We start from the raw sequence: 12059 nt of genomic DNA, 5'->3' as shown, positions 1-12059 counted from the left end.
ACGACTTTTAAACCACCCTCTTGGTAGATGAATTGTGGAAATCAACCTTGAAAACATCGGCAGACGATTCAATCGCGATTGGGTTTTCCAGCATTTGGATTACCATTTCGCGGCCGGGCAGAGTTATGCCATCTTGGGACCCAATGGATCCGGTAAGTCTACTTTACTTCAGGTCATTGCCTCAAGCCTTACGCCATCCATGGGCCATATCCGCTATATACGGAACGGCAATATGATTGAACCTGATAACGTTTATCGGTTCATTTCGCTTGCCGTACCATATATGGAACTGATCGAGGAATTTACGCTCATCGAACAAATCAGGTTTCATTTTACTCATAAAAGTTACCTGATGGGCTACAATGAACGTACATTGATGGAATTACTTGGTTTGCAAAATGCAATGGATAAACAAATTCGGCATTTTTCATCTGGCATGAAACAACGGTTGAAACTGGGGTTGGCCTGTTGCTCGGATGTGCCGATGATCTTGCTGGATGAGCCTACCACCAACCTAGACAAGCATGGTGTTGATTGGTATCTGCATCTCGTGGATAAAACGAAGACGGGCCGTCTATTGATTGTCTGCTCCAACCAGGAAAAGGAATATGCCTTTTGTGAACATGCCATTCACATTACGGACCACAAAACTTGATCAGACAGCCTTCCTTACCGCCGATATACCTGTGTTTTTTTTCTACACGTTGTTCGTTTGACACACAATCTCGACCCGCTGGAAATCACAAGTAACGTTATGTTTTGTCATACACCCTATTTGTATATGGATAACATATTTTGTATTTTTGCACCACATCATAGAAACTGTGTTAGATAGATATGGCCAAAGCTTCAGAAGTAAAAACCGGTAACATTTTGCGTTTCAATGGCGAATTGGTGACCGTGGAAGAATTTTTACACCGTACACCGGGAAATCTCCGGGCGTTTTACCAAGCTAGAATGCGAAACGTGAAAACAGGGAAGCTGGTAGAGTACCGTTTCCGTACGGATGAGGAGGTAGAGATTGCCCGTGTAGAGACGAGCGACTACCAATACCTCTATGAGGAAGGAGACGCTTTCGTCGTGATGGACAACAATACTTTTGAACAGTTCAATGTCCCGAAACAGCTTTTTGGAAGTTCGGCACACTTTTTGAAAGAAGGTATGCAGGTGATTGTCGCATTAGAAAGCGATGAACCTATCATGGCACAAGCACCTACGACAGTTGAATTAGAGGTAACATATACCGAGCCTGCCGTAAAAGGAGATACATCTACAAATGCATTGAAAGCTGCTACAGTAGAAACTGGAGTAGAGATACGTGTGCCGCTTTTCGTGAATCAAGGAGACAAGGTAAAAGTTGATACACGCTCGGGAGATTACATCGAGCGCGTGAAATAAAAGAATTCAAATTTTTAGGTTTAGGTTGATTATTCGGTCTTGGGGCTCCCCGCCTCAAGGCCGATGTTTTTTTGGGCTATCGATATCGTTACATACCTATTTCCCCATACCATGTCAGTAGTGTACATTTGTGAATAGAACAGTACTCCCTATGCAACATACCAAATACGAACTGCGCAAGATATACCGTGAAAAACGGATGAACCTCGCTATTGAGCAATTTCATTCGTTGAATCAGCAACTGATGCAGCAGGTCAAACAATTGAGCCTTAAGCCCTACTTAACCATCCATCTCTTTCTTCCCATAACAGGCAATCATGAACCGGACACCCATGCAATTGCCGGCTGGCTAAGGAAAACGAACCCAAGGATACGCATAGCCATAGCAAAAAGCAATGACGAGACCAGCGGCATGCACCATTTCATATGGGATGCTGATACGGTTTTAAAGGAAAATCATTGGGGTATTCCGGAGCCTGAAAACGGGATACCTGTATCCACAAACGAAATAGACGCTATCTTTGTTCCCTTGCTTGCCTTTGACAAGCTGGGCAACCGTGTAGGATACGGCGGGGGTTTTTATGATCGTTTTTTGGCCGAGTGCCGAGCCGATACAATTAAAATTGGATTATCCTTGTTCGATGCTATAGACATCATTAGTGATACCAATCAATATGATATTGCACTTGATGCCTGTGTAACGCCATACCGGATTTGGTATTTCAATACAACACCCTAAACTTCACGGTATTCTCGATTTGCCTCAACTGCTTGAGCAATCGATTATCGTATTCGATATTCACATCGGTTACGGCATAGCCGATATTACCTTTGGTCATTAGGAATTGTGCCACAATATTAATCTCGTTTTCGGCAAAGACCTTATTGATTTGCGCCATGATGCCTGGTACATTTCGATGGATATGAAGCAGACGATGTGCCCGCTCTACTTTGGGCAATATCAGGTTCGGGAAATTGCGGCTCATATACGTGTCGCCATTGTTGATGAAATCAGCCATGCGGCGCGGGATGAACTCACAGTTGCGCTTCTTATCCTTTTTATCGTCAAAAAGTACGATTCCCTTATCATTGCAGATGTCGCGGTTCACCCCGTACTTACTGTCGCCCAAGTAACCGATGGTCTTGAGCTTATCCGCTCTGGCCAGCTGACCGTCATCGAGCTTGACGTCTTTGCCCAATAGCATCATGCCCACATCCTTTACATATTTCTCTTCAAACGTCTGCTTCACCCGGATGGAAAAACCGTCACGCTTGAGGATGTGGGGCGCGATTTCAGGCACATCGCCCACAATGAGGCAAAGGATGCGGTTTTTGGGGTAGGATATGGCACGTGGTAAGTCATTCACATACAGAAACTCATCGAAACTTGGAGTTATGTGATCGGCCTTCTCCGATACGCTTTTGCGCTCAATGTTTTCGGTGAACGCAAAAAAGCGCTCAATCAAACCCGATTCCTTTAGTTGGAAATCCGAATAGCCATCACCAATGCCGTAGATCATGCCTGGCAATTGCAGTTGCTTAAGCAATTTCACCTTGCCCCCTTCTTCCGATAAGGGATTACTTTCATCATATCCAATAATGTTGTCTTGCTCATCAAATATGAACGTATTGGCATAGATATTTTCCGGTTTGATGTGGTATGGGCTTACTACGGGCACGATGAATTCTTTGAACCCGCCGGATACGATCATTACACTGTCGCTATGCTTCCGGAAAAACTCCCGGTTGCGTAGAAATGAAGGTGATACCTTCTTCTTGAGCACAGTCACCAACTTCCTGAGGTGCTCCCGATTGGCTTCCAATAACTTTACCCTTCCGGCGAGACTCTCCCTAAAGGACAATTGGCCATTCATTGATAGGTTGGTGAGCCGTTCGATTTCCTCATATATCAACTCCCTGGCTGGATGGTTGGCCAAGGAAATACGGGCCAATTCATCCAACGCCTCCACCTGAGTGAAGGTACTGTCAAAATCGATGATGTAATAGTTGTTCAAGATTTCTTAGCTGTTTATTAATGCCGCACATATTTCACGCAACGTGTTGTCTATCGGTTTGAATGTGATGCCTATAGCATCCACTATCTTTTTATTTGAAAAGCGCATCTTGCGGTTTGATGCCTTTGCAGATTCCTTGGTGAGTAATGGTGTTTTGCCCGTAAATGCTGCCATGAGCTTGGCCGCGCGCCATGCAACACCTAGCATAAAGGGTGTCGCCTGTATATGGGGAGCCGGACGATTGAGGTAGACGCTACATTTTTCCAATAACTCCTTGTGTGTCATGTTTACATTGCTGAGCAAATAACGCGCTCCACTGATGGATGTATCTGCCATAAGTGCAACCATAGCCTTAGCTACATCTTCCACATCAATAAGGCCCACAGAGCCACCTGTATAAAACTTAAGCCCCCTATGCAGCAAGGAAAAGACGGATCCACTGCCCTCCGTACCCGCCGTGGGGCCAATGATAAGTGCCGGGTTTACGATCACGGCGTCCAACCCTTCGGCGATGCCCCGCCATACTTCCATTTCGGCCTCATATTTTACAATTGCATAGCCCGACTGGTCTTTGCTAAATTCCCATAAATCGTCTTCCGTGGTTTCCCGACCGTCCTTACCTCGTCCGACCGCGGCGATAGAACTAACATGTAGCAACCGTACTTGCCGCTCCGTTGCTAATGTCACCACGTTGGCCGTCCCATCCACATTCACCTTCGTCATCCGCTTGCGGTCTGCCTTCTGGTATGAAATCATGGCCGCGCAGTGGTACACCTTGGTTACTCCTTGGAAAGCATCTTCCAATGCAAAAAAATCATTGATATCGGCATTCACCCACTGCAGGCGTGCCAAGCCGCTCAAACTAGCGGGCACAGTAGATGAAATCCGTTTTGTCGCCCGGACATCAATCCCTGAATCAATGAGTCGCCTGATGAGTACAGCGCCAAGAAAACCTGTTCCGCCTGTTACTAAAACCACTATATATAGTTGATATAATGCTTCCAAAAGTAAGGTAATAAATGGAGATTTCATCTGCATAAATATTGATTTTTACTTTATATTCTTTATAGCATCAATGAGATCAAGCGGCAGCTCCTGCAGGTTTCATCCAAAAATTTGCTTTCAATGGTAGATAGCGCCCTATAAAATAGCTATCCCCTTTGCCCATGCAAGCATTTTATGTAAGTTTGTCAAATATTTTTGCCAAGCAACATATAACGACCATGTCCCTATCCGTTTTCTTTTCCCCCATTTCCCTCCAGGATATTACTCCAGATACCGGATTTTTCAACTCGCAAATCGGAGCATCTATCGAGGTATACGATAAAAATTTCCCCGACATGGAGGATAAGCGACCAGACATGGCGCTACTAGGAGTACAGGACGACCGTATGGCTATCGGCAACCTAGGTTGTGCCGCGGCAGCAGACGCTGTACGCAAGCATCTCTATACGCTCTATCAAGGCGAATACAAGCTGCAGTTGGCGGACTTGGGGAACATCAAGGCAGGTGAAACGGTAACGGACACCTACGCCGCTGTAAAAACCGCGGCCGAAGAACTTATTAAATCGGGCATCATCCCTATCATTATCGGCGGCGGACAAGACATCACCTATGCCCAATATCTCGCTTATGAAAAGCTGGAGAAAAAGGTTGAAGTAGCCATTGTGGATTCGCGGTTTGATATCGACCAAGAAAATACGGAAAATGCCCCCCTCCATTCACTGACGTATCTCAATCACATTATCCTGCATGAGCCCGATTACCTGTTCAATTTGAATAACCTAGCTTACCAAACTTATTTTGCGAGCAAGGAATCCATTGCGATGTATGACAAACTATATTTTAACACCACGCGTCTTGGGTTTATCGCGGATAAGGTAGACCAAATAGAACCCATCATCCGGGCAGCAGACATGGTTAGCTTTGATGTGGGTGCCATCCGGTTTTCGGATGCACCGGGGAATGCCCATGCTACACCCAATGGGCTATTTGGCGACGAGGCTTGTCAAATCTGTCGGTATGCAGGCATGAGTGACAACCTCTCTTCGATAGGTTTCTATGAATATAATCCCTTACTTGACAGTCGCGAACAGACAGCTAGCCTCTTATCGCAGATGATTTGGTGTTTCATCGATGGCTTCTATAGCCGTAAAAACGATACTCCCCCCATTCCTAAATCCGCCTATATCATTTACCGGGCCACCTTGCATGACGATGCATACGAATTGGTCTTTTTGAAGAGCAAGAAGTCAGATCGCTGGTGGATGCAGGTGCCCTATTCGGGGGCTAAATCGGCAAACGAACGCCACCACCTCATTCCTTGCAGGTATGAGGATTACCAAACTGCAGTAGCGGGGGAAATGCCTGATCTTTGGTGGAAGACGTATCAAAAATTGATTTGACACCGCTCATTTTCCTATCTTTGCCTTACCATGGAACTATATCCTGTTATTATTGCCCTTATCATCCTTATTGTTGCGGTTATTCTGTTTGCCAAGCGACCTCGGTCTACTGCAAACACACAGGAGCTTGATAGGTTACGAACTGAAAAAGAATCCCTAGCCCTCCAATTGGCCCGTGCGGAGCAACAGACCGAAAATCTCGTTACCGAAAAGGAAAGCATCACCACCATGCTCCGCGATGAGCAGCAACGCCTCATCCGCGAACTGCAACAGGAACGCGAACGGCTAGCACAGGCCGAGAAATCGCTGGAAAGTGCAAAAGCCTACTATACATCACAGCAGGAAAAACTTCAGGAACAAAAAGCGGAAATAGAAACCATCAAGCAACAGTTTAACATCGAATTCCAGGTTATTGCCAATAAAATCTTAGAAGAGAAAACCTTGAAATTCACGGAGACCAATAGCAAATCCCTCGATCTCATATTGAATCCACTTAAGGAAAAAATCAAGCTGTTTGAAGAAAAAGTCGACAAGACCTATAAAGCCGAATCTGACGAACGAAATTCGCTTAAGGGTATGGTGAAGGAACTGATGGAGCAAAGCCTCCGTATCAAAGACGAGGCTAATAACCTTACCCGTGCGCTCAAGGGCGATAGCAAAAAGCAGGGCAATTGGGGAGAGGTCATCCTCGAACGGGTGTTGGAGCGTTCCGGACTGGTCAAAGACCGAGAATACCGGCTTCAGGCCTCCATGGCGGATGAAGATGGTCGCCGCTTACAACCCGATGCCATCATTGACCTGCCGGATGAAAAACATTTGGTTGTCGATTCCAAGGTGTCGCTTCTGGCCTATGAACGTTGGGTGAATGCGGACACCGACGAAGACCGCGAAGCCTTTGCCAAACAACACGTTCAATCCATGGAAAACCATGTAAAAGGTCTATCGGCCAAAAACTACCAAGACCTGTACCAAATCAATTCGCCCGACTTCGTCTTGCTGTTCATGCCCATTGAGTCGGCCTTCAGCATGTCTATCACCTATAAAGCCGACCTTTTCAGCGATGCTTGGGACCGCAAGGTGGTGATTGTAAGCCCATCTACCCTACTGGCTACCTTACGCACCATTGCCAGCATGTGGAAACAAGAACGGCAAACGCGCAATGTGCTTGAAATCGCGAAGGAGGCAGGGGCGCTCTATGACAAATTCGTGGGTTTTCTACAAGACATGGGCAAAGTGGGCGAACAGTTGAATAAGGCAGTACGCTCGCATGAAGAAGCCACCAAGAAGCTGGGGACAGGCCCCGGCAATGTCATCAAGAAAGTGGAGAAGCTGAAGCAATTGGGTGCGCGAGCAAGTAAGCAGATTGATGGTAATCTGTTGGATGATACCGAATAACACTCTTAATCACTATTCCGTGGCTCAAGTAGTTGGTTCATTGCCACCTCTTCATCCAACCATACCGAATGGTAATCTTTCGAGGGCCCAATAATAAACAATACCGATCTTCCTTTGACCCAGTCAATCACCTGATGGTTTACATCATGTGAAACCGCGGGGCATCCTTCGCTATTGCCCAAGTGGCCATACGCATCAATGGTATCCTGGCTCACATAATCGGCTCCATGCATGACCACATAGCGTTTGCGCGCATTGGTATTATAACCCACATCAAGGCCATCAAGTTTGAGCGAGCGACCGTTTTTGCCGATGTATTCCTCGGCAGTAAGGTAAAAGCCCAAGCTAGTCTGCAACGAACCCGGTATGTTGGAAAATATCGCGGCCATCTCCGTGCCACTACCCTTGCCATGGGCAGACCAGGTGCTCAGCAAAAGACTATCCTTATCCGCGTCAATGATCCACATCCGATTCGTGGTGCTGGGCAAATTAAAATCAACAATGGTCAATATCGGAGAGGTAGTTCTTCCCTTGGCTTTTAGGTTGAGGTATCCGGTATAAGCTGTGTAAAACACTGCACTGTCCAACCCGCTATTGGCAAGCCCAGCCACGCGGTAATGGTGCATCACCATCTTCCGGTAAGCGCCTGAACGGGTAGTATCTATACTCAATGTGGTTAATGTATCTTTATCAGGCGCCGCCTGGATGTTTCCCCCATCATGGTAGCAGGAACCATTGGTAAGGCCTGCGGCCAAAGCGACTATAACAACCGTGGATATTACATTTACCTTCACCGCGTAAACTTAGCCTATACAACCATCATATTCTCTTGAATACAACACTCGCATTATGTCCGCCAAAGCCAAATGAATTGCTCATGGCCACATCTACTTTGCGCTCCAACGCTTCATTTGCCACAATATGGATGCTTTCGGGGATAGCCTCATCTAAATGCTCCATATTGATGGTGGGCGGAATGATGCTGTCATTGATGGATTTTATAGCAAAAATAGCCTCTACGGCTCCAGCTGCACCCAACAAATGCCCGGTCATGGACTTTGTAGCACTGATGCTGAGATTTTCCGTTTGCTGAAATGTTCTGGTTACAGCATATAATTCGCTGATATCGCCAATGGGAGTTGATGTAGCATGTGGGTTCAGGTAATCCACTTCAGCCGGGTAGATGCTTGCTTCGTTCAGGGCTAGTTCCATCGCCTTTGAGGCCCCAATTCCTTCGGGATGCGGGGCGGTCATGTGATACGCATCGGCCGTCATTGCCGCACCCACAATTTCTGCATAAATATGGGCTCCACGCCTTTTCGCATGCTCATATTCTTCCAAAATTAAAGCGCCTGAACCTTCTCCCATCACAAACCCATCACGGTCTTTATCATATGGTCTACTGGCATGCAGCGGATCATCATTCCGTATCGACATTGCTTTCATGGCCGAAAAACCTCCTACAGACGCCGGGGTGATGGGCGCTTCGGAACCGCCAGTTACGAACACTTTTGCTTTGCCCATCCTGATGTAGTTAAAGGCGTCCATGATGGCCGTATTGGACGTAGCACATGCTGAAACGGTGGTATAATTGATTCCCTGCAGCCCAAACTTCATGGAAATCATCCCTGACGCCATATTGACAATCAGTTTAGGTACGAAAAAAGGGTTGAACCGGGGTGTATATTTCCCCTCAACATAACTGATCACCTCCTGTTCAAACGTGTCCATTCCGCCTTGTCCCACCCCCCAGATTACCCCGATATCAAATGGATCCATTTTTGACACATCCAATCCGGAATTTTCCATTGCCTCGGAAGCAGCATATAGGGCGTACTGGGTAAACAGGTCACTACGTTTGATTTCTTTTGTATCAAGGTACTTTTCGGGCGAAAAATCCGTCACCTCACAGGCTATTCTGGTCCTGAATTTTTCCGCATTAAATCGGGTGATTGTTCTGGCTCCACTTACACCATGAATTGCATTTGTCCAACATGTTTTCACGTCGTTTCCTATGGGTGTAACGGCTCCCAATCCGGTGATGACTACTCTTGTCATAATCTGCTTCATTGTTTGCAAGCGAAGGTAACAAAATATACCCGTCGGTATAAAATGTTTTTGAGGCTAACTTCATCCATCGAGAAGATTAATCCTCACAGGCTGAATGTGCATTTCAACACTGCCATCCTTCCACGTAGATTGTAATGACTATAGGCAAACTGGTTGGCCGAGAGGTGATAAGTTTCATAGGAGGTGACATTGGCCAAGTTGGTGAGCTCAAACTCTATATCGGTACGCCACTTGATGAGCCTATGCCGGATGTTGGCATCGGCGAAGAAATAACTGATGTCTGCTGTTTGCTGTTGGCCCGTATACTGGTGCCGCCCATTTACACGGATAAATGTATGTGTAAACGGGGAGCAAGTAATCCCTACCGATTGATCAACCATACGTAACTGTTGGTCATGGATTGTCGCAGTTGCTTCCTGATCTACTAGTCTACTGGTGGTCCAGGTACCGGTGCCACTGTAATTGATGCTGATGCGGCCGAAAAGCCGGGCTTCGAAACCGGGATTGAGCGTGAAGGAAATATTGTCGAAAGGCAGCGACTCACCATTAAGCAATTGATTGAACTTCGTGGTGCTCCATGAGGCCTTGAGGCTGGCCGTAGCACCGAGAGCGAAGATGTATTTGCTAATGCCTCCATTAGCGCTTAGGCTGCTCACATCGTTATCAAAGGGTAGCAATACCGTACGCGCTATATTGTCAGTGATCACGCTGGAGGCAATAGTGTTTGCTGTGGACTTGCTATACGTGATGCCTGCATTCATAAACAGCATGCTGATGGCACGCTGAAAATTGTACCGCAGGCCTATATTATGGCCACTTTGCTCCTGCAGAGCAGCATTATTCGCTCGGATACGTCGGTAATTAGCCAGCAGGGCCCCACGGAATACGCCGTTGATGTTGCCCATCTGGTTTGAAAAATTATAACTGACCGAGAAGTAATCCTCTACATTGGTCATCAGCTTCACCCTGAACGAAGGATTGAAGAGCACCCGTATTTCTCGTTCACTGAGGGCAAAGGTGGCATCTTCATAGGCTACGCGTTGTGCGGTAAGCGGCAGCATGAGTGACGATTCCCACGGCCCCTTTTTATATTCATAAGTGCCCTCGGCAAATAGCTGTTGGCGGTTCCAGTGCAAGTTGTTGTCGTCGCTGCCGACATATGGTGTCTCGCTGCCGTCGTTCTGCATGAGGCGTAGAGATGATCGGAGCCGTTGCCATTCATTGAGCACCCCCACCCGGTAGCGCTGCTTGACGATACCCTTGGTGAGCCGGTAAGCCAAGGACGCACGATTGAACCACGTGGGGGTTTCCGCAAATTGGCGGATACCAGCGAAAGGTTCCCCATCGTTGAGCACATCTCGGTTGATACCCGGGGCGATCGCAAGCGTCTGCGGCTGGTTATAATGATTGAGGTACCATTGGATGTTAATGACATTCCCGTTTTTCAATGCAGGGGTATATGCCAGAGTGTTGGAAAAGTCGCGGACGCGGTGGCGCAACCGTTGATCCATATCCATGTCGTTACTGAGCAGAGAAGATGCTCCTGTTTCGCCTGAGTATTTCATTTTCAGCACGTTGCTGAAATAGTAGTCATCTTTATTGGCCATGGCCGATAGGCTTACATCGGTAAGGAACGGACTTTTATCGATATCCTGTCGCTCCGAATAGCGTATGGTATCGCTGCTGAGATAAAGCTCGCTCAGGCTGTTATACGCCATGTTATTGCGGTCAAGCAGCCCGTTGATGTTTGATTTGAGTTGCAGGCCACTTTTCAGATTCACTAGGTTATTGGCATTGAGCGAGCCTGAGTTGTTGAAGTAATACCGCTGCTTGGGCAGGGCAGGATTGCCCGCGGTTCCTGATGAGAGCAACAACTGCGGCCGGGAGTTGCCTGCGCCAGCGAGCATGTCGGAGAAATTGAAGGCCGTAAAGTCAGCCGCCAAGTCATCGCCCACATTGTTGCCCTTGGCCACATTGAGCATCTTGTATTTCTTGTTGAAGAGGATGCTGTTGAGTTCGCCGTCATACTGCTGCGGCAATCCTGCCCCCAGCTTCGCCTGTCCGGTAAGCTTCAGCTTGGCCTCGTCCTTGATGATGAGGTTGAGTGCCACTTTATCGCTGAGTGTTTTGTTCTTGAGCACCTTCAAAGGCTGGTGGTTCTGGAGAACCTCCAGTTTCTGTACCATGGCGTAGGGGATGGTTTTAGTGCCGACACTATATTTGTCGTCCAATAGGTCGTCGCCATCAATGTAGAAGTTGGAGATATTTCGGCCATTGTACTTGATTTGCCCACTTTCACTTACTTCCATCCCCGGCATGCGCTTAAGCACATCGCCGATGCTGCGGTCTTCGGCCTTGGCAAAGGACGCTACATCGTAGCTGAGCGTATCTCCGCGCGAATCGATGCGCGGCCGGCTTTTTACTTCCACCTCTGAAAGATCAATCGCCTTCTCTTCCATAGTAATCTCATATCGGTTCCTGTCGATTGAGAGTGGGAGGTCTATTTTTGCATAGCCGAGGTGGTTGATCTGCAAGCGCAGGCTATTCGGCTTAACCGGAGCGGGCAGGGCGATGGCAAAATTGCCGGAGGCATCACTGGATTTGAAGGCCACGATTCGGTCCTGCGTGTTACGAATGGTCACACTGGCATGAGGTACGGGATTACCGTCCTGGGTTTTGAGGGCACCATGGATTTGGTAGGGTTGGGCAAAAGCAGTTGTTGCCAACAACATGAAGACTAATAAAAGCGCCTCCTTAAGCATTTTTATACACGTTG

10 protein-coding genes are annotated in these 12059 nt (G+C 47.3%); 5 read left to right on the top strand and 5 right to left on the bottom strand.

The window, feature by feature from the left end; translation table 11 throughout:
• Positions 1 to 34: 34 nt before the first annotated feature.
• The 3 genes from NF543_RS20890 to NF543_RS20880 all read left to right on the top strand — a co-directional run bounded on the left by NF543_RS20890 (position 35) and on the right by NF543_RS20880 (position 2137).
• Complete coding sequence (locus NF543_RS20890; RefSeq protein WP_257670142.1) at positions 35 to 655, top strand: ABC transporter ATP-binding protein; 621 nt, start codon at positions 35 to 37, stop codon at positions 653 to 655.
• Positions 656 to 837: 182 nt separating this feature from the next.
• On the top strand, positions 838 to 1398 hold the full coding sequence (gene efp / locus NF543_RS20885) for an elongation factor P (RefSeq protein ID WP_257670141.1): 561 nt from the start codon (positions 838 to 840) through the stop codon (positions 1396 to 1398).
• A 151-nt stretch (positions 1399 to 1549) separates the two neighbouring features.
• Complete coding sequence (locus tag NF543_RS20880; RefSeq protein ID WP_257670140.1) at positions 1550 to 2137, top strand: 5-formyltetrahydrofolate cyclo-ligase; 588 nt, start codon at positions 1550 to 1552, stop codon at positions 2135 to 2137.
• Here NF543_RS20880 and NF543_RS20875 read toward each other — a convergent pair.
• Together NF543_RS20875 and NF543_RS20870 are read right to left on the bottom strand one after the other, a co-directional pair.
• Positions 2121 to 3413, bottom strand: coding sequence for an HAD-IB family phosphatase (locus tag NF543_RS20875; RefSeq protein ID WP_257670139.1), 1293 nt, complete (start codon positions 3411 to 3413; stop codon positions 2121 to 2123). The genes NF543_RS20880 and NF543_RS20875 overlap by 17 nt on opposite strands.
• A 6-nt stretch (positions 3414 to 3419) precedes the next feature.
• On the bottom strand, positions 3420 to 4445 hold the full coding sequence (locus NF543_RS20870) for an NAD-dependent epimerase/dehydratase family protein (protein WP_257670138.1): 1026 nt from the start codon (positions 4443 to 4445) through the stop codon (positions 3420 to 3422).
• A 191-nt stretch (positions 4446 to 4636) separates the two neighbouring features.
• Between NF543_RS20870 and NF543_RS20865 the strand changes: the two genes are divergently transcribed.
• The gene (locus tag NF543_RS20865; RefSeq protein ID WP_257670137.1) at positions 4637 to 5818 is read left to right on the top strand and encodes a formimidoylglutamase; all 1182 of its coding nucleotides are present in this window, start codon (positions 4637 to 4639) and stop codon (positions 5816 to 5818) included.
• A gap of 30 nt (positions 5819 to 5848) precedes the next feature.
• Positions 5849 to 7213, top strand: a complete 1365-nt coding sequence (locus NF543_RS20860) for a DNA recombination protein RmuC (RefSeq protein WP_257670136.1) — start codon at positions 5849 to 5851, stop codon at positions 7211 to 7213.
• Between the two features lie 5 nt (positions 7214 to 7218).
• On the opposite strand, the gene NF543_RS20855 is transcribed toward NF543_RS20860, so the two are convergent.
• The 3 genes from NF543_RS20855 to NF543_RS20845 form a co-directional block, all read right to left on the bottom strand.
• Positions 7219 to 8007, bottom strand: coding sequence for a murein L,D-transpeptidase catalytic domain family protein (locus NF543_RS20855; RefSeq protein WP_257670135.1), 789 nt, complete (start codon positions 8005 to 8007; stop codon positions 7219 to 7221).
• Positions 8008 to 8032: 25 nt separating this feature from the next.
• Complete coding sequence (fabF, locus tag NF543_RS20850) at positions 8033 to 9271, bottom strand: beta-ketoacyl-ACP synthase II (protein WP_257670134.1); 1239 nt, start codon at positions 9269 to 9271, stop codon at positions 8033 to 8035.
• Positions 9272 to 9366: 95 nt separating this feature from the next.
• Positions 9367 to 12045, bottom strand: a complete 2679-nt coding sequence (locus tag NF543_RS20845) for a carboxypeptidase-like regulatory domain-containing protein (protein WP_257670133.1) — start codon at positions 12043 to 12045, stop codon at positions 9367 to 9369.
• Between the last annotated feature and the right edge of the window lie 14 nt (positions 12046 to 12059).

The sequence above is a fragment of the Parapedobacter tibetensis genome, assembly GCF_024704835.1.
Taxonomy (GTDB): Bacteria; Bacteroidota; Bacteroidia; order Sphingobacteriales; family Sphingobacteriaceae; genus Parapedobacter; species Parapedobacter tibetensis.
This window is presented reverse-complemented; position numbering and strand designations above follow the sequence as displayed.